18 protein-coding genes are annotated in these 22,889 nt (G+C 63.8%); 16 read left to right on the top strand and 2 right to left on the bottom strand.

From position 1 onward, the window contains the following. Position 1 precedes the first annotated feature (1 nt). The gene (locus tag FDT80_RS00520; RefSeq protein WP_138660297.1) at positions 2 to 622 is read right to left on the bottom strand and encodes a MotA/TolQ/ExbB proton channel family protein; all 621 of its coding nucleotides are present in this window, start codon (positions 620 to 622) and stop codon (positions 2 to 4) included. A gap of 3 nt (positions 623 to 625) precedes the next feature. Continuing rightward, positions 626 to 1,054: a hypothetical protein gene (locus FDT80_RS00525; protein ID WP_138660298.1), complete on the bottom strand. Its 429-nt coding sequence runs from the start codon at positions 1,052 to 1,054 to the stop codon at positions 626 to 628. Between the two features lie 318 nt (positions 1,055 to 1,372). Here FDT80_RS00525 and tssA point away from each other — a divergent pair, with 318 nt between their 5' ends. The 16 genes from tssA to tssM all read left to right on the top strand — a co-directional run bounded on the left by tssA (position 1,373) and on the right by tssM (position 22,889). Next, positions 1,373 to 2,392, top strand: coding sequence for a type VI secretion system protein TssA (gene tssA, locus FDT80_RS00530; protein WP_138660299.1), 1,020 nt, complete (start codon positions 1,373 to 1,375; stop codon positions 2,390 to 2,392). Positions 2,393 to 2,469: 77 nt separating this feature from the next. Then, complete coding sequence (gene tssB, locus FDT80_RS00535) at positions 2,470 to 2,985, top strand: type VI secretion system contractile sheath small subunit (RefSeq protein ID WP_138660300.1); 516 nt, start codon at positions 2,470 to 2,472, stop codon at positions 2,983 to 2,985. Between the two features lie 3 nt (positions 2,986 to 2,988). Next, complete coding sequence (gene tssC, locus FDT80_RS00540) at positions 2,989 to 4,476, top strand: type VI secretion system contractile sheath large subunit (protein ID WP_138660301.1); 1,488 nt, start codon at positions 2,989 to 2,991, stop codon at positions 4,474 to 4,476. 86 nt (positions 4,477 to 4,562) lie between these two features. Then, positions 4,563 to 5,054, top strand: coding sequence for an Hcp family type VI secretion system effector (locus FDT80_RS00545; RefSeq protein WP_138660302.1), 492 nt, complete (start codon positions 4,563 to 4,565; stop codon positions 5,052 to 5,054). 87 nt (positions 5,055 to 5,141) lie between these two features. Further along, positions 5,142 to 5,951 carry a type VI secretion system accessory protein TagJ gene (locus FDT80_RS00550; protein WP_138660303.1) on the top strand — a complete coding sequence of 270 codons (810 nt, stop codon included), beginning with the start codon at positions 5,142 to 5,144 and terminating at the stop codon, positions 5,949 to 5,951. After that, positions 5,944 to 6,441 (top strand): type VI secretion system baseplate subunit TssE, encoded by a 498-nt coding sequence (gene tssE / locus FDT80_RS00555; RefSeq protein WP_138660304.1) that lies wholly within the window; start codon positions 5,944 to 5,946, stop codon positions 6,439 to 6,441. The genes FDT80_RS00550 and tssE overlap by 8 nt, the downstream gene beginning before the upstream one ends. A 6-nt stretch (positions 6,442 to 6,447) precedes the next feature. Next, the gene (gene tssF / locus FDT80_RS00560; protein ID WP_138660305.1) at positions 6,448 to 8,322 is read left to right on the top strand and encodes a type VI secretion system baseplate subunit TssF; all 1,875 of its coding nucleotides are present in this window, start codon (positions 6,448 to 6,450) and stop codon (positions 8,320 to 8,322) included. Next, on the top strand, positions 8,286 to 9,314 hold the full coding sequence (gene tssG, locus FDT80_RS00565; protein ID WP_138660306.1) for a type VI secretion system baseplate subunit TssG: 1,029 nt from the start codon (positions 8,286 to 8,288) through the stop codon (positions 9,312 to 9,314). Before tssF ends, tssG begins: the two co-directional genes overlap by 37 nt. Before the next feature lie 36 nt (positions 9,315 to 9,350). Continuing rightward, positions 9,351 to 12,080 carry a type VI secretion system ATPase TssH gene (tssH, locus tag FDT80_RS00570; protein WP_138660307.1) on the top strand — a complete coding sequence of 910 codons (2,730 nt, stop codon included), beginning with the start codon at positions 9,351 to 9,353 and terminating at the stop codon, positions 12,078 to 12,080. 41 nt (positions 12,081 to 12,121) lie between these two features. Further along, a complete protein-coding gene (locus FDT80_RS00575) occupies positions 12,122 to 14,224 on the top strand; it encodes a type VI secretion system Vgr family protein (RefSeq protein ID WP_138660308.1) in 2,103 nt (700 codons plus the stop codon). Between the two features lie 15 nt (positions 14,225 to 14,239). Further along, positions 14,240 to 14,851, top strand: coding sequence for a DUF6931 family protein (locus FDT80_RS00580; RefSeq protein ID WP_138660309.1), 612 nt, complete (start codon positions 14,240 to 14,242; stop codon positions 14,849 to 14,851). Next, on the top strand, positions 14,848 to 15,153 hold the full coding sequence (locus FDT80_RS00585) for a PAAR domain-containing protein (RefSeq protein WP_138660310.1): 306 nt from the start codon (positions 14,848 to 14,850) through the stop codon (positions 15,151 to 15,153). The genes FDT80_RS00580 and FDT80_RS00585 overlap by 4 nt, the downstream gene beginning before the upstream one ends. A 9-nt stretch (positions 15,154 to 15,162) precedes the next feature. Continuing rightward, positions 15,163 to 16,584, top strand: coding sequence for a type VI secretion system-associated FHA domain protein TagH (gene tagH, locus FDT80_RS00590; protein WP_138660311.1), 1,422 nt, complete (start codon positions 15,163 to 15,165; stop codon positions 16,582 to 16,584). A gap of 21 nt (positions 16,585 to 16,605) precedes the next feature. Further along, on the top strand, positions 16,606 to 17,946 hold the full coding sequence (gene tssK / locus FDT80_RS00595; RefSeq protein WP_138660312.1) for a type VI secretion system baseplate subunit TssK: 1,341 nt from the start codon (positions 16,606 to 16,608) through the stop codon (positions 17,944 to 17,946). A gap of 12 nt (positions 17,947 to 17,958) precedes the next feature. Beyond that, positions 17,959 to 19,332: a type IVB secretion system protein IcmH/DotU gene (gene icmH / locus FDT80_RS00600; protein WP_342777626.1), complete on the top strand. Its 1,374-nt coding sequence runs from the start codon at positions 17,959 to 17,961 to the stop codon at positions 19,330 to 19,332. After that, positions 19,329 to 22,889 carry a type VI secretion system membrane subunit TssM gene (gene tssM, locus FDT80_RS00605; protein ID WP_138660313.1) on the top strand — a complete coding sequence of 1,187 codons (3,561 nt, stop codon included), beginning with the start codon at positions 19,329 to 19,331 and terminating at the stop codon, positions 22,887 to 22,889. Before icmH ends, tssM begins: the two co-directional genes overlap by 4 nt.

Here is a 22,889-nt window from a genome sequence, read left to right on the forward strand (position 1 = left end):
GTTAGCCCGCGCCATCGTGACCGGAGAAAAGCTGCCCGACGCTGACTTCGATCTTGCCCGCGGCGCGGTCCACTTTTTCCGACAGCAGGCTTGCCGCGACGGCCGCCGGAATGGCGACAAGAAGCCCCGCGGCGGTGGTCAGTAAAGCCTGCCAGATGCCGCCCGCGAGCAGTGACGCATTCGCGGCCCCCTCGGCGAGCGCCAGTTCCTGAAACGCTTCGATCATGCCCAGGACCGTGCCCAACAGCCCCAGCAGGGGGCTGATCATGGCGACCAGTTCCAACAGGCGGATGTGGCGTTGCAGGGCGGCGAGCTCGACATTGCCGCGCCATTCCAGTTCCGCCTCGAGAGGGGCGCGCGCCCGGCCGCGATCAAGCCCCTGCATGGCGGCCTGCGCGATCCGGTCCGCCGGCGACGCGGCGCCCTCCAACGCCTTTATCGCGGCGTGGCGGTCGCCGTTGGCCCAAGCGCCGATCGCCGCCGAACGCCGCGCATCGCCGCCCGTAACCCCCCGTAATTGCGCTATTTTCACCAGGATAAGGGCAATCGATCCCAGCGAAAGCACGATCAGAACGACGACGATCGGACCGCCGCTGAGAATCGTGTTGGTCAGCGCCCGCATCGCTTATTTCACCAGTCCGGCAGAGGTCCGGCTGACCAGGGTCAGGAGCGGAAAGCAGTCGATCTGGTCGCTGTTCTGCGGCTGGCACGAACCGACATCATGCAGCAGAACCTCAGAGATGTCATCGCAACCGATCTGCGGAATCTCGAACAGTTTCAGCGTCGTGCGCGCGACGGGAAGGGGGGCCGCGTCGATGGTCAGCAATTGATCGATGATGCCGCCCTGATCCAGGATGGCCAGCGACATCTCGAACCCTTCGAAGCTATTGCCGGTCTTGTTGCGGAACAGGAAAAATGCACGGCAGCCACTGGTCTCGCCGGGTTCGAATTTATTGAGTTCGACGGTCAGCGTGCCGGTCTGCGCCGTGGCGGCGACCGCGCAAAGCGGCAGGGCAGCGAGACCGATGGCGAGCCGGGAGAGGATATGGCGCATCCGGAAATTCCTTTTGTGAACTGCGCCAACGATGGGCGCTGGGCCACCATCCGGTCAAGGCCGTTTGCATAGCGCGGATCGGGAAATTGACAAGAAAGAACGATTGACCTGTGTTCAACTTTCCGTAAGGGTAGCTCTGACTCCAAGGTGATGCACACGGCGGTCCGACATTTTTTTTGTTAGATATTTCATTTGGCTGCCTGCACCTCAAAGACAATTCGCCCCGTTTCGCGGTATAAGCTGTGACATGGCGCATCAAGAATACTGACCCTGCGAAAGCTGCTTTCGCAAATTTATATCTGTAAGGAAGTTGGGCTTTTGGATTCTCTCCTGAAAAGCATTGGAGATGATGCGCCGAGCGGTGAAAACCTGGAATACGAACCGGTTTATGCTGCGCTCGAACTTGCCGCGCAGCCCGGCGAGGAGCGTCAGTCCGGCGATGCGATCCTGGAGGCGGAGCCGCCGAACTATGCCGACGTGATCGAAAAGGCGACCGCGGTTCTGGTGCAGAGCCACGATTTGCGCGCGGCGGTTCACCTGGCCCTGGCCGAGGTGAATGTGAACGGTTTTGCCGGTCTGGCCCGCGCCACGACATATATCCGCGGGTGCCTGGAACAGTATTGGGAAACCTGCCATCCGCAGCTTGATGAAGAGGATGACGACGACCCCACGATGCGCGTGAACGCGGTTTTGGGGCTGTCCGACGATGCGACGATCGTGCGCAGCTTGCGCCAGACGCCGCTGACGCAAAGCAATGCGTTCGGTCGCGTGTCGCTGCGCGATATCGATGTCGCCAACGGCGAGGCGACGGCCCGCGAGGGGGATGACCGGGTGTTGGATCAAAGCGCGATCGCCGCCGCGTTCAAGGACACGCCCGACGATGTGCTTCAGGGCATTTTTACCTCGGCGCAGACCGCGCTGGAGGACGTGAAGGCCATCGACGCGATCTTTAACGACAAGACGCCCGGTCAGGGCCCTGACCTCAGTCAGATCCAGAAAATGCTGCACCGCGCCGTCACCCGCCTGGCCGAGGAAACCGGAAGCGACGTAGAAGAGGCCGCGCCGTCGCAGGAGGAGCATGCCGAGGCCGGCGCGCCCGCGGTGGCGGCCGCCGTGCCCTCGGGCGCGATCAGCAGCCCGCGCGACGTGGAGGCGGCGCTGGACCGGATTCTCGCGTATTATGCCACCTACGAGCCGTCCAGCCCTTTGCCGATCATCCTCAAGCGGGCCAAGCGACTGGTGGGGGCCGATTTCATGACAATCATTAACGATATGGCGCCAAGCGGGATGGACAGTGTCAGGCTGGTTGGCGGTCTGACGGACGGCGCCGACGAATAACTTGAACCCGTATCCGGCCGGATACGGGTTTTTTTATGGGCCGGCTGCCGGTCTGAAACGATAGCAAAACGGAGAGAGTGATGTCGAGTTCACAGAAATTCATTGCGCGAAATCGCGCGCCGAGAGTGCAGATCGAATACGATGTCGAACTGTATGGTGCCGAAAAGAAGGTGCAATTGCCCTTCGTGATGGGCGTCATGTCCGACCTGGCGGGGAAATCCGAAGTGGCCCAGCCGGGCATCGCGGATCGCAAGTTCCTTGAGATCGATGTCGACAACTTTGACAGCCGCATGAAGGCGATGAAACCCCGCGCGGCGTTTTCGGTGCCCAATGCGCTGACCGGCGAGGGCAACATGTCCGTCGATCTGACCTTTGAGAGCATGGAGGATTTTTCGCCCGGTGCGATTGCCGCCAAGGTCGAGCCGCTGAAGAAGCTGTTGGATGCGCGCAACGAACTCAGCAACCTGATGACCTACATGGATGGCAAGCCGGGCGCCGAGGAACTGATCTCGGACGCGATGAACAACCCTGAATTGCTGAAATCCCTGGCCGCGACCCCTGCCGCCCAGGACGATGCGGAAACGGAGGAGTAAGCAATGGCCGAAGAAGCGAAAACCGCCGAAGCCGGTGCCGTCGAAACCCAGGAAGTGGATTTCTCCGCGCTGCTGAACAAAGAGTTCAAGCCGCGCACCGACACCGCGAAATCGGCCGTCGAATCCGCCGTCAAGACCCTGGCCCAGCAGGCTCTGGAAAACACCGGACTGATCTCCGACGATGTGCTCCATTCGATCGAGGCGATGGTCGCCGAGATTGACAAGAAGCTCAGCGAGCAGATCAACCTGATCATTCATAACGAGGAATATCAGCAACTCGAGAGCGCGTGGCGCGGACTGCACCACCTGGTGAACAATTCCGAAACCGACGAGATGCTGAAAATCCGGGTGATGAACATCTCCAAGAAGGATCTCGGCAAGACGCTGCGCAAATTCAAGGGCGCGGCCTGGGACCAGTCGCCGATCTTCAAGAAACTCTACGAGGAGGAATTCGGCCAGTTCGGCGGAGAGCCTTATGGCTGTCTGGTGGGCGATTACCACTTCAACCATTCGGCACCGGATGTCGAATTGCTGGGTGAAATGGCCAAGGTCGCCGCGGCGGCGCATGCGCCCTTCATCACCGGCGCGGATCCGTCGCTGATGCAGTTCGACAGCTGGCAGGAGCTGGCCAACCCGCGCGATCTGACCAAGATCGTGAACACCCCCGAATACGCCGCATGGAATTCGCTGCGCAATTCCGAGGACAGCAAATACCTTGGCCTGACGATGCCGCGGTTTCTGGGGCGGCAGCCCTATGGCGCGAATTCCAATCCGGTCGAGGAGTTCGCCTTTGAAGAGAATGTCGGAAATGCGGAATCGGAAAACTTCGCATGGGTCAACGCGGCCTACGGCATGGCCACGAACATCAACCGGTCGTTCAAGGAATTCGGTTGGTGCAGCCGGATCCGGGGTGTTGAATCGGGCGGTACGGTGGACAATCTGCCGACGCATACCTTCCCCACCGACGATGGCGGCGTGGACATGAAATGCCCGACCGAAATCGGCATTTCCGACCGGCGCGAGGCGGAATTGGCGAAGAACGGGCTGATGCCCCTCATTCACCGCAAGAACACCGATATGGCGGCCTTCATCGGGGCGCAGTCGCTGCACCGTCCGGCCGAATACGACGATGCCGATGCCACGGCGAACGCCAATCTGGCCGCGCGTCTGCCGTATCTCTTCGCGACCTGCCGTTTTGCGCATTACCTCAAATGCATGGTCCGCGACAAGATCGGCTCCTACAAGAGCCGCGATGACATGCAGCGATACCTGAAGAAGTGGATAGACCAGTACGTCGATTACTCCGCCGCCCATTCCAGCGAAGCCGAAAAGGCCCGCAAACCATTGGCGGCAGCGGATGTGATCATCGAGGAGGTCGAGGGAAACCCAGGTTATTACACGTCAAAATTTTTCCTCAGACCGCATTACCAGTTGGAGGGCCTGTCGGTCTCGCTCCGGCTCGTCTCGAAACTTCCGTCGGAAAAGACATAAAAATGGCCCGGCGCGCCCAAGTGCGCCGGGATTTTCAGGCCGAGAGGCGCCACGTCCAACTAACTTGAGAAAAAGGGAAATAAAATATGGCACTTGATATGTTCCTCATCATTGAGGGTGAGATTTCGGGCGAAACCCAGGACGATAAATATTCAAAGGAAGGCGGCATTGACGTTCTGGCCTGGTCCTGGGGGCTGAGCCAGGCGGGGTCGTTCCACGTCGGCGGCGGCGGTGGCGCCGGCAAAGCCAACTTCCAGGATATCTCGGTCACCAAATGGATCGACAAGTCGTCTCCCGTTCTCATGCTCTATACTGCGAACGGCGATCATTTCCCCTCTGCCAAGCTCGTTGTGCGCAAGGCCGGCAAGACCCCGCTGGAGTATCTGACCATCACGATGAAAAAGGTCATGATCACATCGGTCAGCACCGGCGGTTCGGGCGGTGAGGACAGGCTGACTGAAAACATCACTTTGAATTTCGCCGAGGTCAATATCGACTATATCGAACAGACCGCGGAAGGTGCGGAAGGCGATAAGCCGAGCTTCAAGTGGGACATCGCGAAAAACGTGCCCGCCTGATCGGACCCCAACCCTTGCAGGACGGCGCCACCCCGACCGGTGCCGTCCCGACCCTCGTGAACCGATCCGCTGTCCGGGAGAATTCGTTTGTCACAATCGCCACAAGAGCTGTTGAAATCCGGCGATCTTGCGGGTGCCCTTGGCGCGCTGCAGGCGCAGGTGCGGGCCGATGCCTCTGATCCCAAGCTGCGGATTTTCCTGTTTCAGCTCTTGTGCGTGCTGGGCGACTGGAACCGCGCGATCACGCAACTCAAGCTCAGCGCCGAGTTGGAACCGCTGGCGATCCCGATGGCGCAGACATACCGCGAAGCGATCATTTGCGAAGTGTACCGCGGCAAGGTGTTTGCCGGCGAAAAGGATCCGTTGATATTCGGCGAGCCGCTGGAATGGGTCGCGCTGATGATCGAGGCAAACCGGGCGCTCGCGCAGGGCAATGCCGCCCATGCCGCCGATCTGCGCGCGCGGGCCTTTGACCAAGTGCCCGATCAGGGTGGCGCGATCAACGGCGACCGGTTCGACTGGATCGCCGATGCCGACATGCGGCTTGGACCGCTTTTGGAAATTATCGTGAACGGTCGTTATTTCTGGATGCCGTTCAGCGCCATCGACACGTTGACGGCCGACCCGCCCGAGGACCTGCGCGATGCGGTCTGGACGGCGGCCAACCTCAAGCTGCGCAATGGCGGCGAATGCGTGGCCCTGATCCCGACCCGATATGTGGGCACCGACACCTCGCTCGATCACGCGGCGATGCTGTCGCGGACGACCACATGGGCGGATGCCGGCGCGGACACCCACGTCGGCACCGGACAGCGCCTGCTGACCACCGGCGATGCGGACGTGGCGATCATGGATCTGCGGTCGCTTCAGATGGATCCGGTGGCCGCCGATGGCTGACCGGACGATCACGGAACGCCTGCAACCGTCGCTGCTTGACCGGCTCACCGACCACGAGCCCGAGAAAAAGACCGAAGGCCGCGACAGCCGGGTGATCGACCTGAACCGGTTGCGCGACATCGTGCGGCGCGATCTGGCCTGGCTTTTGAACAGCAACAACCAGGATTCGATCCTCGATGCGCAGGCATATCCCTACGTGGCGACCTCGGTTCTGAATTACGGCGTCCGCGACACCGCGGGCGATTTCAGCACGGAAAACCGCGCGGAGACCATTCGCCGGTCGATCGAACAGGCCATCGCCCGGTTCGAGCCGCGGATCCGCGAAGGCACGCTCGAGGTGACGGCGCGCGAGAGCAAGGACAAAAGGCAGTCCGTCATAGACTTCGACATTCATGCGGAGATGTGGGCGCAGCCGCTGCCGATGGAGCTGTATCTGCGCAGCCAGGTCGACCTGACCACGGGCGAGTTGTCGCTGGACAGCAGGGCGTAGGCCGGGATGGATACGAGGCTCCTCAAGCATTACGAGGCCGAACTGGCCTACCTGCGCGAGATGGGGGCGGAGTTCGCCGAGTCCTTTCCCAAGATTGCATCGCGCCTTGGCATGGACGGGGTCGAAGTGCTCGACCCCTACGTGGAACGCCTGCTGGAAGGCAGCGCGTTTTTGTCGGCGCGCGTGCAGCTTGAACTGGAAATGCAGTATCCGGCGTTCACCAATCATCTGCTGGAAATCATCTATCCGCATTACCTTGGCCCGACGCCGTCGACGTTAATCGCCCAGCTTCACCCCGATATGACCAACGCGGGCCTGGTCGACGGATTTGTCCTGCCGCGCGAGACCACGCTGCGGTCGCGGCTTGTCGAGGGCGCGCAAAAGGGCTGCGTGTACCGCACCGCAGCCGACCTGACGCTGTGGCCGATTGAATTGACGGAGGCGGAGTACATCGACGGCCGGGGCGAGTTGGTGGCCGCAGGTGTCGCCGGCGAGGCCGAGGCCCGGGCCGCGATACGCCTGCGTCTCAAACGCCCCGGCGGCGCCCCGATCGGCGAACTGCCGCTGGATCGTCTGACGCTGTTCCTGGGCGGTCGCGGCGTGCGCGGCTGGCAGGTGCACCAGCTTTTGTGCACTGAGGCGACGGCGCTCGTGGCGCGATCCGTCGACCGGCGGGCCGACTGGACGCTGCGGCTGAAGGGGGGGGTGGTGCCGCGCGGCTTCGAACGCGACGAAGCGCTGCTGCCCACGCCGCGCCAAAGCTTTGACGGCTACCGGTTGTTGCAGGAATATTTCGCGATGCCCGAGCGGTTTCACTTCGTCGATCTGACCGGGCTGTCGGCGGGGCTGGCGCGCACGACCGGTGACGCGGTGGATCTCTATGTCCTGCTGCGCGACGGCTTGCCCGACATCGCTTCAGGGATCACGCCGGACGCCTTTTCGCTCAATTGCGTGCCGGCGATCAACCTGTTCGAAAAACGCAGCGACCGTGTGCATGTCACCACGCGCGAGGTCTCGCATCACGTCGTGCCGGACCGCACCAGCCCGCTCGATTTCGAAGTGTTCTCGGTCCTGTCGGTGCTGGGCATCAACGGCGAGGGACAGGACGATATCACCTTTCGCCCCTTCTATTCGGCCGACGATATGTCGCCTGCGGGCGACGGGCACGAATGCTATTACACCGTGACCCGCAAGATGCGTCAGCGCACCGAAAAAGAGCGCCTCAAGGGCGCGCGCACCAGCTATCTGGGATCTGAAGTGTACCTGACCCTCGTGGACCGCGAAGAAGCGCCTTACCCCGCCGACATGAACCAGTTGTCGGTGCGCGCGCTGGTGACGAACCGCGATCTGCCGATGCTGCTGCCCACCGGCGAGGCGGATCTGTTCCATCTGCCCGATGGCGGCCCGGTGCGGTCGATCACAACGCCGGTCAGCCAGACCCGCCCGCGGCCGACGCTGGCGCAAGGCGACGCGGCTTGGCGGCTGATCAGCCACCTGAGCCTGAATTACCTGTCCATCGCCGACAGCGACAACGGCGAAGGCGCGCAGGCGCTGCGCGAACTGGTCGGGCTTTACGCCCCCAAGGGCGACCGCGGCATCACGCTGCAATTGGAAGGCATCACATCGGTGTCGAGCCGGCCCATCGTGCGCCGGATGAGCGACGGCGTGCTCTCAACGGCGGTACGCGGGCTCGAAATCACGCTGGTCTTCGACGAAAGCTTCTTCGAGGGCACCAGCGTCTATCTGCTGGGGGCCGTGCTGGAACGGTTCTTTCGCAAATACGTCACGATCAACAGTTTCACCGAAACTGTCCTGAGAACGCAACAAAACGGAGAAATCGCGCGATGGCGACCAGAGACGGGCCTGGGTCGGATCATCTGACGCATTTCCAGCGCCTGATTGACGACCCGCAAAGCCATCATATCTTTCTTGCGCTGCGCATCATCGAGGCGCGGTTCGCCGAGATGCCGCGCCTTGGCCGGTCGCGTCGCCCGCGCGAGGATGCCGTGCGCCTGGGGCAAGAGGCCCGCATGGCGTTTTCGCCCACCACGATCGCGCAGTTCAAACCGCCGGGGGCGCAGCCGGGCAGGCTGACGAACCGTTTTTTCGGTTTTTTCGGGCCGCACGGGCCGCTGCCGATCCACCTGACCGAATATGCGCGCGAACGCCAGATCAATCACCGCGACCGGTCGTTCGTGGCCTTTGCCGACATGCTGACACACCGGATGATGTCGCTGCTCTATCGCGCCTGGGTCACCGGGCAGCCCGCGGTGGATTTCGACCGTGGCGCCGATACCGGATTCGAGCGGATCGTGGCGGCCTTTGCGGGGCATCGCGGGGTGGCGCTGCGCGACCGCGACGCGATGCCCGAACTGGCAAAGCGCCGGTACGCCGGACTGCTGGGCGCGGGGGTCAAGAACGCCGAAGGGCTGGTGGCGCTGATCGCGGGCTTTTTCGACGTGCGCGTGCGGTTGCAGGAATTCATCGGCACTTGGCTTGAGCTGGAACCCGACGACCAGTGGCAGCTCGGTGCCGGCGGGGCACTGGGCCAGACCACGAGCATCGGCAATCGCGTCTGGACCCGCAACGCCAAGTTCCGCCTGGTCATCGGACCGGTGTCGCTGGCCGAATACCAACGCCTTCTGCCGGGCCAGCCGTCGATGGACAGGCTGGCGGCGGTGGTGCGCAACTACGTGGGCGACGCGCTGGAGTACGACGTGAACATCGTGCTGCGTGCCGCCGAGGTGCCGCAGGCCGTTCTGGGGCAGGGCACCCGGCTGGGCCAGACCAGTTGGCTGGGCGCGCGGCGCGCGAAAAGCGATGCGAACGACCTGTATCTTGAACCGCAACAGACTTTGACAAGGGCGGCGTGACATGATCGCGCCACCGTCACCTGAGAGGATAATCCAATGACAGAGATCAGCCGCGTCGCTCTTTTCGGCAAGCTAAATTCGGTGGGGTACAAGGCCGTCGAAGGGGCCACGGTCTTTTGCAAGATGCGCGGCAACCCCTATGTCGAGATCGTGCATTGGCTGGCGCAGATCGTCCAATTGCCCGACAGCGATTTCAAACGCATCTGCGACCATTACAAGGTCGATCCCGCGCGGCTGGCGGCCGACATGACGGCGGCGCTCGATGCGCTGCCGCGCGGGGCCAGCACGATTTCCGATCTGTCGCAGCACCTCGAGGACGCGATGGAGCGCGCCTGGGTCTATGGCTCGTTGCTCTATTCCTCAAGCCAGGTGCGCACAGGGCACCTTGTGCTGGGGATGATGAAGACCAAGAATTTGCGCAACATCTTTCTGGGCATTTCGCGCGAATTCGCCCGTATCCTGCCGGACGATCTGGCGGATAATTTCAACGGCATCACCGATGGGTCGCCCGAGGAAAGCCTGGTGCCGCAGGATGGCTCCAGCACCGGCGGCGGGGCCGTTCCGGGCGAGGCGTCGGGCGCCATGTCGCCTGCGTCCATGGGCAAGGAAGAGGCGCTCAAGCAGTTTTGCACCGACATGACCCAGCAGGCCAAGGACGGCAAGATCGACCCGATCGTGGGCCGCGACGAGGAAATCCGCCAGATCGTCGATGTCCTGATGCGCCGCCGTCAGAACAATCCGATCCTCACCGGAGAGGCGGGCGTGGGCAAGACGGCGGTGGTCGAGGGCTTTGCCCTGCGCATCGCGCGGGGCGATGTGCCGCCCTCGTTGCAGGGCACCCGGCTGTTGGTGCTCGACGTCGGCCTGTTGCAGGCGGGCGCGTCGATGAAGGGCGAATTCGAGAACCGCCTGAAATCGGTGATCGAGGAGGTTCAGGCCTCGACCACGCCGATCATCATGTTCATCGACGAGACGCACACGCTGGTCGGGGCGGGCGGGGCCGCGGGCACCGGCGACGCGGCCAACCTGCTGAAGCCCGCGCTGGCGCGCGGCACCCTGCGCACCATCGGCGCGACCACCTGGGCCGAATACAAGAAACACATCGAAAAGGATCCCGCGCTGACCCGCCGCTTCCAGGTCGTCGCGGTAGAGGAGCCGAGCATATCCAAGGCCGTGATGATGATGCGCGGTATCGCGTCGATGCTGGAAAAACACCACAAGGTGCAGGTGCTGGACGAAGCGATCGAAGCGGCGGTGGAACTGTCGGCGCGCTATATCCCTGCGCGCCAGTTGCCCGACAAATCGGTGAGCGTTCTGGATACCACCTGCGCGCGCGTCGCCGTCAGCCAGCACGCCGTGCCCGCCGAGGTGGACGACGCGCGCAAGCGCATCGACGCGCTGACCACGGAGCTTGAGATCATCGCGCGTGACGAAACCGCGGGCTATGACGTGACCGAGCGGCGCAACGTGGTCACCGCGCTCAAGACCGCCGAGCAGGAGCGGCTGGCGGGGCTCGATGCGCGCTGGGAGGCCGAGAAGGCGGTGGTGAAGGATATCCTCGATCTGCGGGCCAGGCTGCGCGAGGGCGGGGCGCCCGTGGACAGCGAGAGCGACGCGGCTGCCGTCGGGGGCGATGCGGCCGTCGACGCGCCGCAAGGCGCCGCCGGCACCGAGGAGCGCGCCGATCTGATGGCGCAACTCAAGGCCAAGAACGAGGAGCTCCAGGCGTTGCAGGGCGAGAACGCGCTGATCCTGCCCATCGTGGATCAGCAGGCAGTCGCTTCCGTGATCGGCGACTGGACGGGTATTCCGGTGGGCCGCATGGTCCGCGACGAGCTCGAGACGGTCCTGAACCTGGAGACGCATCTGGCCAAGCGCGTCATCGGTCAGGATCATGCGATGCAGATGATCGCCAAGCGCATCCAGACCAGTCGCGCGGGCCTCGACAACCCCAACAAGCCGATCGGGGTGTTCTTGCTGGCGGGCACGTCGGGCGTCGGCAAGACCGAAACGGCCCTTGCGCTGGCGGAGGTTCTTTACGGCGGCGAACAGAACGTCATCACCATCAACATGAGCGAATACCAGGAGGCCCATACCGTCAGTTCGCTCAAGGGCGCGCCGCCGGGATACGTCGGCTATGGCGAGGGCGGCGTGCTGACCGAAGCGGTGCGGCGCAAACCCTATTCGGTCGTGCTGTTGGATGAGGTCGAAAAGGCCCACCCGGACGTGCACGAGGTGTTTTTTCAGGTCTTCGACAAGGGCGTGATGGAGGATGGCGAGGGCCGGGTGATCGACTTCAAGAACACGCTCATTCTGCTGACGTCGAACGCGGGGTCCGACCTGATCATGGATCTGTGCGCCGATCCCGACCTGATGCCGGACATCGACGGCATCACCAAGGCGATGCGCGATCCGCTGCTCAAGGTGTTCCCGGCGGCCTTGCTGGGGCGGATGGTCACCATTCCCTATTACCCGTTGTCACCCGACATGATCGGCAAGATCACCGAATTGCAGCTCGGCCGCATCCAGAAGCGGGTCAGCGAAAGCCACAAGGTGCCGTTCGAATACTCGCCCGGCGTCGTGCAGGAGATCGTCAACCGCTGCCAGGAGCTTGAATCCGGCGGCCGCATGATCGACGCTATCGTGACCAACACCATGCTGCCCGACATCTCTGCCGAGTTCCTGAACCGGATGATGGAAGGCAAGACGGTCAGCAGGGTCGCGATTGATGTCAAGGACAACGATTTCACGTATAGTTTTGACTGAGCGCACGATTGTGACGCGCGCAAAAGCGAAAAGAGGATGCCATGGCCACGACGTATGACTCCGCCATCGTACTCAAGGGCGAAAGAAACCCCAAGGGCGTCACGCTTTTGGCGGCGGCGATCGAAGGTGGGATCAACGACATACCCGTCGCGCATATCGAATTCGCGTCGCGTGACAAGAAGCTCGATCTGGGCAGTGTCGTCGGCACCAATGCCGGGTTTTCCTACACGGGCGCCAACGGCGCGGTGCAGCGGTTCTGGGGCACCTGCATCAGCGCCGAAACCAAGGGGGTCGTGGACGCCGAAGGGCGCTACGTCGCCGAATTGCGTCCCTGGCTGTGGTTCCTGACCCGCGCGCGCAACAACCGCATCTATCAGCAAAAGACGACCACTGACATCATCAAGGACATCCTGGGCGACTACGGCTTCAGCGGCGATCTTGAAATCAAGCATTCGAAATCCGATGTGGCGCGCGCGTATTGCACCCAATACCGCGAAACGGATTTCGATTTCATCAAACGCCTGCTGGAGGACGAGGGCTTTTATTTCTATTTCGCCTATTCCGATGGGAAAGCGAAGATGATCCTTGCCGATCAGGTCGATACGCATGACGCCAAGAGCGCGTTCGATACCATTCCATATCTCCCGGCAGAGGGGGGCGGCCATATCGAAAAGATCGACAGCTGGGGCGCGACGGAACGGGCGGTGACGGGATGCGTCACGCTGCGCGACTACGACTTTGAAAACCCTTCGGCCGAACTGACGGTCAATTCGACCGTCAAGAGCGGTGCGCACACACATAACGAATACGAGGTCTACAGCTACCCCGGGGGCTATACCTCCGCCGGCCACGGCGAGAGCAAGGCCGCCGCGCTCATCGAGGCGGAGGCGGCGGCGCACCAGACCTGGACCGCGACCGGCAACGTGCTGCACCTGACCCCCGGCCGCATCTTCGAACTGACGGACCATCCGCGCCACACCAAACCACAGGACAGCAGTTTCATGGTGACACGCATCCGCCAGTTTCTGCGCATCGAGACCCTGGAGGGCAAACCGGTCAATTCGGTGCTGGAACCGCTTTTCGGCGCGGGCATGGCAGAGGGCGAAACAACCGCCGTGTCGTTCGAGGCGGTGCTCAAGTCCAAGCCGTTCCGGATGCCTGCGCTGACGCCACGACCGCAAATCGCGGGTATCCAGACCGCCATGGTGACCGGCAAGGCCGGAGAGGACATCTGGGTCGACAAATATGGCCGCATCAAGGTTCAGTTTCACTGGGACCGCGCCGGCAAGAAGGACGAAAGAACGACCTGCTGGGTCCGCACGATGATGCCCTGGACCGGCAAGGGCTGGGGCATGGTGTCATGGCCGCGCATCGGCCAGGAGGTCGTCATTCAATTCGAGGAGGGCGACCCCGACCGCCCGCTCTGCGTGGGCATGTTGTACAATGCCGACACCATGCCACCCTACGAACTGCCCGCAAATGCCACTCGCAGCGGGATCAAGACCGAAAGCTCAAAGGGTGGCGGCGGCTACAACGAGCTGATGTTCGAGGACAAGAAAGGCAGTGAGCTGGTCCGCTTCGGGGCCGAAAAGGACTATGTCCAGACGGTGCAGAACGCGGCGCATGTGCGCGTGGGATATGGCCAGCAAGCCGACACCAAGGCCGCCGAAGCGCAGGACGAGCGCAGCATGATGCTCGAGGTCGAAAACCATCTCGACGAGATTGTCGAGAAGGGCAACCACAGTTTCGAGGTCAAGACGGGCAAGCAGGACATCAAGATCAAGACCGACAAGACCGAGGTGATCGAGGGCAAGTCCACGCTGACCGTCACCGACAACGTCACCGAGACGATCAAGCAGGGCAACGTGACCCGCACGGTGTCGCAGGGCAACCAGACGGTGACGGTCAAGGCGGGGAATTATTCGGTCAAGGCCTCGGCCGGCAAGATCACCATGGAGGCGGCGCAATCCATCACCCTGAAGGTGGGCGGCAACTCCATCGTGATCGATCAAAAGGGGGTGACGATCAAGGGAACGCTCGTCACGGTTCAGGCCAACGCAAAGCTGGAGGCGAAAGCGCCGATGACGCAGGTCAAGGGGGATGCGACGCTCATCCTCAAGGGCGGCATGACGATGATCAACTAGACGGGGGCGCAGACGATGACACAGCGGTTCGACGATCTCAGGAAGGTGCCCGACCAGCCGGCGGTGCGCCTGTTGGCGCTTGCCAATGCCAAGCTGATGGCCACGCTCGGCACGCCGGCCAGCGCCTCCGTCTCCGAGGTGATGACCGCGCTGGACGCGCAGGGTGCGTACGTCGATATGCTGCGGCTGATGTCGGTGGCCCTGCCGCCGCGCGAACGCACCTGGTGGGCCTGCCTTGCCGCGCGCGATCTGATCGGACCGGTGGACAAACTGCCACGCCCACTGGAATTGTCCGAGGATTGGGTGCGCAAGCCCAGCGACGCCACGCGCGCCGCGGCGCGGGACGCCATTGACCTTGCGGACATGGATGACGACACCGTGCTGTGCGCGACCTCCGTGATCTTTTGCGACGACACGCTGGGCCCCGGCGATCTGGCGCAATACGCGGCCCCGCCCGGGGCTGCTTCGGCGGCCGTGTTCGCGATGAATGTGACCGCGCTGGATCTGGGCGACGACGTGGCGCAGACCGCCGCTGTCCTGATCGACCGTGCGCTGGATATTGCGCGCGGCGGCAATGGCCAGTTGCCGCTGCCTGTCGCCACCCAAGCCGAGGAGACCGCCCCATGATGCCCTGTGCCCGTGTCGGAGACATGCATATCTGCCCGATGGTCACGCCGGCGGTGCCGCCGATTCCGCATGTCGGCGGACCGGTCATGCCGCCGGGCGTGCCGACCGTGCTTGTCGGGTCGCTGCCCGCGGCGCCGATGGGCAACATGGCAACCTGCGTCGGGCCGCCCGACGTTCTGGCCAAGGGCTCGGCGACCGTTCTGGTGGGCAAACGGCCCTGCGTGCGGATCGTGATTGACACCACCGCGCATGGCGGCATGGTGGCCCCGCCGGGATGCCCGACCGTGATCGTAGGTGGTTAAGTTTACGACATGAGTGTGATCCTGCATTTCCAATCGACCGGTGCCGTGCCGGGCAACGCCAAGCCATTTCGCATGCTTGGCGGATCGCTCACCATCGGGCGGTCGGATCAGAACGATATGGTCCTTCCGGATCCGGACAAGATGATTTCGGGACGCCATTGCGCGATCGAGGATCTGGACGGCAATGTCACGGTGATCGATTTCTCGACCAACGGCACATTTCTGAACTATGGCAAGATGCCGCTGGGCAAGACACCGACGCCGCTCAACGATGGCGACATCCTGTCGATCGGCGCCTACGAATTGCTGGTTGAAATCGCGCCCGTGCAGCAGGCGCCGCTGGCCGACCCGCTGCAAGACCTGCCCGTGCCCGGCAAGGCCGACGACATGGCCGACTTCCTCGATCCGCTGGACAGCGGCAGCGCCGGGATCGGCGGCGGCAGCGACGACGATTTCCTGGACGACCTGCTGGGCGGACCGACGGCCGGGCCCTCGGGGGTCAAGCGCGATCAGTTGGGCGACGACGGGTTGCTGCCGCCCCTGGGCGAGGAAGACGACGATGATTTCCTGCGCCCGGCGCGACCCGAGCCGGACCGTCCGGCGCAATCCTCGCATTCCTCGGCGTTGTCGGACATGATCCCGACCCCGGCGCCCGCAACCAGCACGATCCCTGACGACTGGGATCTGGACCTGCCGGCGGCAGGGCAGGGCGCCGACGACCAGGACGACGACCCCTTTGCCCAGCCGCAAGAGGCACCGCCCGTCGATCCGCCGATGCCGCAGACCGTGCCGCCACGCGCCGCCGGTATCACGCCGGACGGCCCGCAGCCCGCACCGGGCGGCCCGGACGCCGCGTCGCGCGCCTTTCTCGATGCTCTGGGCGCGGGCGATCTGAAGATTTTGGACGACGATCTGGTCGAGACGATGACGCGTCTGGGCGGTGTGTTGAACACGATGATCGGCGGTGTGCGCGAAATCCTGATGACGCGGCAATCGATCAAATCGGAATTCCGGATGCAGCAGACGGTGATTTCCGCCGGCGCCAACAACCCGTTGAAATTTTCGGTCAGTGTCGATCAGGCGATCGAGGCGATGACCCGTCCGGCGGTCAAGGGATACCTGCCCGCCGCCACCGCCGCCGAAGAGGCGCTGGATGACATCAAGGCCCACGAGGTCGCGATGATGACGGGAATGGAGGCCGCGCTGAAGGGCGTGCTGGCGCGGCTTGAGCCGCGGAAACTTGCCGAACGGATCGCTGCCGACAGCAGCTTGCGCTCGGTGCTCACCAACAAGAAGGCCCGCTACTGGGACGTCTTCGAGGCGCAATACGGCGAAATTTCAGATCAGGCCGAGAATGATTTTCACGACCTCTTCAGCAAGGAATTCTCCCGCGCCTACCAGGCCCAGTTGGACAGGCTCAAACCAAAATGATGGAAAGATCGAGGGGCGCATATGTCGTGGGATAGCAAGGTTCTGTGGACCGAAGGGCTGTTTTTGCAGCCTCACCATTTTCAGCAGGCCGACCGCTATACCGAAAGCCTGGTCGCGGGGCTGGCGCGGCGCATCGCCCCCTATGCCTGGGGCGTGTCGGCGCTGGACATCGACAGCGACGTGCTCAAGGTCGGGCAATTCGCGATCAAGGCCTGCACCGGGCTGACGCAGGATGGAACGGTGTTTCGCGTGCCCGACACCGAAGACCATCCGCCCGCCCTAGAGGTGCCATCGGACACCAAGGATTGCGTCGTCTACCTGAGCGTGCCGCAGCGCAGGCAGGGCGCCGCCGAAGCCGACCGGACCGGGGCCGAATTGTCGAACACGCGGTTCCGCATGGCCGAGATCGAGGTGACGGACACCGCGGGGTCGGGCAAGAAGGCGACGATGCTGACAGTGGGCAAGCTGCGGCTGCAATTCGCGCTGGATGTGGATGACCTGGCCGACAGGCTGGTCATCCCCATCGCCCGCATCATCGAGGTGCGCCCCGACCAGGAGGTCATCCTCGACACCGGCTTCATTCCCTCGTGCCTCGACATACGCGCGGCCGCGCCGCTGACCGGCTTCGTGCAGGAACTCGAAGGGCTGCTGGCGCACCGCATGACCGCGTTGTCGGGGCGCATGGCGCAAAGCGGATCGGCCAAGGGTGCGGCCGAGATCCAGGATTTTCTGCTCCTGCAGACGATCAACCGCCTGCTGCCCGTCGTGCGCCATGTCAACACCATGCAAAACGTGCACCCGGTGCAACTCTACCGTGATTGCGTCGCCCTGGCGGGGGAGTTGTCGACCTTCATGGCGCCGCAGAAACATCCGCCGGAATTTCCGCCCTACCAGCACCATGACCTGACCACGACCTTTGTCACCGTGATCCGGCTGTTGCGGCAATACCTGTCGTCGGTGCTGGAACAGACCGCCGTGTCGATCCCGCTGGAGCCGCGCAAATACGGTATCTCGGTGGGGGTGATCGCGGACCGCAAACTGATCAGCACGGCGGGCTTTGTCCTGGCCGTCAGCGCGGATGTGCCCGCCGAGAACCTGCGCAGGCATTTCGCCGGGCAGGCCAAGATCGGATCGGTCGAGGAAATCCGCCAACTGGTCAACTCGGCGCTGCCCGGCATCCCGATGCGGCCCCTGCCGGTGGCGCCGCGCCAGATCCCCTACAGCGCGAACGTGGTGTACTTCGAACTCGACAGCGACACGCCGATCTGGGGCAAGATGACGACCTCGGGCGGGATCGCGGTGCATGTGTCCGGCGAATATCCGGGCCTGACGATGGAGCTTTGGGCAATCCGGCACGGGTAGTAAGGTGGGACCATGACAATGTCAGACGATGATCCTTTTGCAGAGCCGAGCGACACCGATCGCACCGTGATCCGCCCCAATCCGGGCGGGCGCCGCCCTGCCGTCGCCGCCGCCGCGCCGGCCCCTGCCGCGCCCGCGCCGCAGACCCAGGAGCAGCCGCGGCAACCCGGCGCCGATGCCGCGTCTGGCGGGCCCGCGCTGACCGGTATGAACCCGCTCAACGCCGCGGCCGCGACGCTGTTCGCGCTGGTCAGCCGGATCCGCAACCGCGCGCAGCACCCCGACCCCGACGCCCTGCGCCGGTCCGTGGTGGCCGAGGTCCGCGCCTTCGAGGCCCGCGCCCTGCAAGAGCGCATCGATCCGGCGGCGATCAAGGTCGCACGCTACGCGATCTGCGCCACGCTGGACGATGTGGTGCTGAACACGCCCTGGGGCGGGGCATCGCAATGGGCGCAGCAGTCGATGGTGGCCACCTTTCACCGCGAGACCGTGGGCGGCGACCGGTTCTACGACCTGCTGGCGCGGCTGGAACAGGATCCGGGCCGCAACATAGACATGCTGGAATTCCTGTTCATGTGCCTGTCGCTCGGCTTCGAAGGTCGCCTGCGGGTGGAAGACGGCGGCGCCGACAAGCACGTCGAGATCCGTCGCGGCCTGGCGCGGATCATCCGCACGCAGCGCGGCGAGGCAGAGCGCACCCTGTCGCCGCATTGGATGGGCCTTGATATTCCGCATCGCGTCCTGTCGGCCTGGAAGCCCTTCTGGCTGTCGGTTGCGGCGGTTGCCGCCGTGCTGGGCGCGGGCTTCATGGTGCTGTCCTATCTGCTCAACGCGCAGTCGCAAAACCTGATCGGCCAGTTGTCCGTGCTTGACCCCGGCGGCATCGCCACGCTGGAACGGCGGGCGCCGCCCGTGGTCGTTCCGGCGGCACCCGCCGATGACGCGGCCCTGAAACGGGTGACGGAGTTCCTCCAGCCCGAGATCGACGAGGGGCTTGTCAAGGTCCTGCACGACGCGACCACGATCACCATCCGCATCGCCGGCAACGGCATGTTCCGCTCCGCCTCCGACGCATTGGTCCCCAGCTTCCAGGCCCCGCTGACGCGGGTTGCGGACGCCTTGAAGGACACCAGCGGCCCGATCATCATCGCGGGCCATTCGGATGCATCGCCGATCAATACCGCGCGGTTCAAATCCAACATGGAACTGTCGCTGGCCCGCGCCGAGACGGTACTGAAAACGGTTTCGGGCCGGTTTCCGGACATATCGCGACTGCAGGCCGAAGGGCGATCGGACCGCGAACCCATCGCCACCAACGACACCCGCGAAGGCCGCGCCGCCAACCGCCGCATCGAGATCGTGCTTATCAAGGAGCAGCAGTCATGAGTTTCCTGCGGTTTCTGGGCTCGGGCATCGGCATCACGCTGATCGTCTCGGCCATCCTGTCGGCCTGCCTGTGGTTCCTTGGCGGATACCTCGGCATTGGCGATGCGCATCCCTTCGATAGCGTCGTGGGGCGGCTGGTGGGGCTGGCCGTGCTGTGGATCGTGGCGCTTTTGATCATTCTGGTGCTGGTGCTGCGCGCGTCGAAGAAAGACGACGCGCTGACCGAAGACATGGTGACGATGGCCGAGCCCGTCGCGGTGGAGGACGAGGCCGTCACCGCCGAGTTGGGCGAGATGCGCGACAAGCTGAAGGCCGCGATGACGGGCCTGCGCCGCTCAAGGAAAGGGCGCGCGCATCTGTACCAACTGCCCTGGTACATCATGATCGGGCCCCCCGGCGCGGGCAAGACCACGGCCATCGTCAACTCCGGCCTGCAATTTCCGCTGTCCGACGAAGGCGAGGTCGCGGCCATCGGCGGGGTGGGCGGCACGCGCAACTGCGACTGGTGGTTCACCGACAACGCGGTTCTGGTGGATACCGCGGGCCGTTACACAACACAAGAAAGCGACGCCGAGGCCGACAATGCCGCCTGGCTGGGGTTTCTGGGGCTGCTGAAAAAGCACCGCAAGCGCCAACCGATCAACGGCGCGATCATCGCGATCAGCCTGTCGGATCTGTCGATGCAGGACGAGATCACCCAAAAGGGCCATGCCCAGGCGATCCGCCGCCGTCTGCACGAGTTGCGCGAAAGGCTGGGCGTGCATTTCCCGGTCTATATCCTCTTTACCAAGGCCGACCTCATCGCGGGCTTTGCCGAATATTTCGACGGGCTGGGCAAGCAGGAGCGCGAACAGGTCTGGGGCTTTACCCTGCCGCTGGCGAAAAAAGGCGCCAAGGCCGCACCGACAGAGGCGTTCGACGCGGAGTTCGATCTGCTGGTCGATCAACTCAATACCCTGTCGCTCGAGCGGATCCAGAACGAGGCCGACCCGCAACGCCGCAGCATGATCGCAAGTTTCCCCGCGCAGGTGGCCTCGGTGCGCGGCGTCGCGCGCGATTTTCTCGCGGCGCTGTTCCAGGACAACAAATACGAACACCGCCAGATGCTGCGCGGCGTCTATTTCACCTCCGGCACGCAGGAAGGCACGCCCATCGACCGTCTTATGATGGGCATGGCGCGCACCTTTGGCATCGGCCGGCAGGCTATCGGATCGGGGCGTGGCACGGGCCGGTCCTACTTTCTGACGCAGCTTTTCGACACCGTGATCTTTCGCGAGGCGGGACTGGTGTCGGCGGATGACCGGGTCGAGCGCCGCTACCGCTGGACCAAGCGCGCCTCGTTTGCCGCCGTCGCCGCCGCGGCGATCGGGATGGGTCTGCTGTGGGGCCGCAGTTACCTCGGCAATGCCGAGATGATCGCGACCACCCAGGCGCAGATTTCGACCTATCGCGAACAGGCCGCGCTGATCCCGCCCAGCCCGGTGGGCGACACCGACATGATCTCGATCCTGCCCGCGCTCAATACCCTGCGCGATCTGCCCAACAACCCGACGGGCGGCCCGGCGCCGCGCCCCGACGGTCTGGGTTGGGGGCTGTACCAGGGCCGCGTGATCGGCAACGAGGAACGCCTGACCTACCGGTCCGCGCTCAACACGCATTTCCTGCCGCGGCTGCTGCTCAGGCTTGAAAACCAGATGCAGGCCAGCATCAATGACCCCGATCTGCTGTATGAAACGCTCAAGGTCTATCTGACGCTGGGCCGGGTCGGGCCGCTCAATCCCGATCTGGTGAAAAAGTGGATGGCCGAGGACTGGGCCACCGCCTTTCCCGACATCGGGCGAGACCAGCAGCGCACCGATCTGGCCGGGCACCTTGATGTGTTGATGTCCGCCCCGATGCAGCCCATCGCGCTCAACAACGATCTGGTGGGCGCGGTGCAAAAGGTGCTGACCCAGATGCCGCAGTCGCAGCGGGTCTATAACGGGATCATCAATTCCCCGGTGGCCACCGCGCTGCCGGACTGGCGCCTGACCGATATCGGCGGCCCCGCCGTCGCACGCGCGTTCAGCCGGTCGTCGGGCAAACAGCTCAATGACGGGATCCCCGGCATCTATACCTACGCCGGCTTCAACGAAGTGTTCCTGGAAGAGGCGCTGACCGTCGCCGCGCGCCTGCAAAGCGAAAGTTGGGTGCTGGGCGAAGCGGGGCGCCAGGAACAGAGCGAAGCCGCCCTGATGACCATGAGCCGTGATGTGCTTGGGCTTTATTACGACGATTTCATCCTGCACTACGACCGCTTGCTGGGCGATATCGACATCATCCCGATGAACGATCTGCCCAACGCGGTCGAGGTCACCAATGTCCTGTCGGGCAGCACGTCGCCCATCGCGAACGTGCTGACGGCGGTGGCGCGCGAAACCAGGCTGACGGAGGAACCGGGCGGTGTCGATGCCGCGGCGGCGGCACCGGCCGGCACGCGGCTCTTTGCGCGCAAGCTATCGCCCAAAAGCCGGCTTTTCCTTCAGGCGATGATGCAGGTGCAGGCAAGCCAGAGCGGGCAGGAGCCCCCCGCGCCCGGTCAGCCGGTTGAGGATCATTTCGAATGGCTGCATCTGCTGACCGCGCAGAACGAAGGTCAGCCATCGGAACTCGATGCGCTGATCGACATCCTCAAGGACGTCTATCAGGATCTCAGCAACCTGAACTTCGCGGGCGGCGTCGGCAACCCGCAAGACAGCAGCACGGCCCTGCCGAGGTTTCAGGCGGCGGTGGGGCGGATCGAGGACGGCCCGCTCAAACGCTGGGCCTCGCAGATCACGGTGGGGTCCAAGGGCATCGCGACCGAGGGCACCCGCGCGGGCATCAACGCGCAATGGCAGCAATCCGTTCTGCCGTTATGCCAGCGTGTGACGACAAACACCTATCCCTTCAAGCGCCGCGCCAATGCCGATGCGGGCCTGGCGGAGTTTTCCGAACTGTTCCGCCCCGGCGGTCAGATGGATGCATTTTTCACCAGCAACCTGGGCAAATTCGTGGACACGTCGAAACGTCCCTGGACATTCAAACCCGGTGGCGGCACGGATCTGGGGATTTCACAGGCGGTGTTGGGTCAGTTCGAGAATGCCGCGCTGATCCGCGATGCCTTTTTTGCGGGCGGCCCGGTTCTGAACCTGTCGTTTCAGGTCACACCCGAGGCGCTGGACCCCAAGGCCAAGGGGATCCTGCTTGAGATCGACGGCCAGGCCGTCAGCTTTCAGCACCGCGACGGCACCCCGCGCCCCTTTGCGATCCGCTGGCCGGGGCCGGTGGGGGCGGCACGCGTCACCTTTACGCCCGAGCAGCGCAATTCCGAAAGCGTGATCCTGCGCAATGGCCCCTGGTCATGGTTTCGCATGCTGGACGCGGCCGAGGTGCGCAACACCAACGCGCCCGACCGCAAGCGCGTGATCTTCAACCTGGGGGGGCGCATCGCGATCTTCCAGATGCAGTCGGGCACCGCGATCAACCCCTTCACCCTCAGAGCTCTGGGGGAGTTCAGCTGCCCCAAGTCGTTCTGA

Source organism: Sulfitobacter sabulilitoris (assembly GCF_005887615.1).
GTDB lineage: Bacteria > Pseudomonadota > Alphaproteobacteria > Rhodobacterales > Rhodobacteraceae > Sulfitobacter_E > Sulfitobacter_E sabulilitoris.

Coding starts and splice junctions, on each gene's coding strand:
- FDT80_RS00580 (WP_138660309.1), top strand. CDS start 14,240: ATGACACAGCGGTTCGACGATCTCAGGAAGGTGCCCGACCAGCCGGCG.
- FDT80_RS00585 (WP_138660310.1), top strand. CDS start 14,848: ATGATGCCCTGTGCCCGTGTCGGAGACATGCATATCTGCCCGATGGTC.
- tssC (WP_138660301.1), top strand. CDS start 2,989: ATGGCCGAAGAAGCGAAAACCGCCGAAGCCGGTGCCGTCGAAACCCAG.
- tssF (WP_138660305.1), top strand. CDS start 6,448: ATGGATACGAGGCTCCTCAAGCATTACGAGGCCGAACTGGCCTACCTG.
- tagH (WP_138660311.1), top strand. CDS start 15,163: ATGAGTGTGATCCTGCATTTCCAATCGACCGGTGCCGTGCCGGGCAAC.
- FDT80_RS00575 (WP_138660308.1), top strand. CDS start 12,122: ATGGCCACGACGTATGACTCCGCCATCGTACTCAAGGGCGAAAGAAAC.
- FDT80_RS00545 (WP_138660302.1), top strand. CDS start 4,563: ATGGCACTTGATATGTTCCTCATCATTGAGGGTGAGATTTCGGGCGAA.
- tssM (WP_138660313.1), top strand. CDS start 19,329: ATGAGTTTCCTGCGGTTTCTGGGCTCGGGCATCGGCATCACGCTGATC.
- tssG (WP_138660306.1), top strand. CDS start 8,286: ATGGCGACCAGAGACGGGCCTGGGTCGGATCATCTGACGCATTTCCAG.
- tssK (WP_138660312.1), top strand. CDS start 16,606: ATGTCGTGGGATAGCAAGGTTCTGTGGACCGAAGGGCTGTTTTTGCAG.
- icmH (WP_342777626.1), top strand. CDS start 17,959: ATGACAATGTCAGACGATGATCCTTTTGCAGAGCCGAGCGACACCGAT.
- FDT80_RS00520 (WP_138660297.1), bottom strand. CDS start 622: ATGCGGGCGCTGACCAACACGATTCTCAGCGGCGGTCCGATCGTCGTC.
- FDT80_RS00525 (WP_138660298.1), bottom strand. CDS start 1,054: ATGCGCCATATCCTCTCCCGGCTCGCCATCGGTCTCGCTGCCCTGCCG.
- tssH (WP_138660307.1), top strand. CDS start 9,351: ATGACAGAGATCAGCCGCGTCGCTCTTTTCGGCAAGCTAAATTCGGTG.
- tssE (WP_138660304.1), top strand. CDS start 5,944: ATGGCTGACCGGACGATCACGGAACGCCTGCAACCGTCGCTGCTTGAC.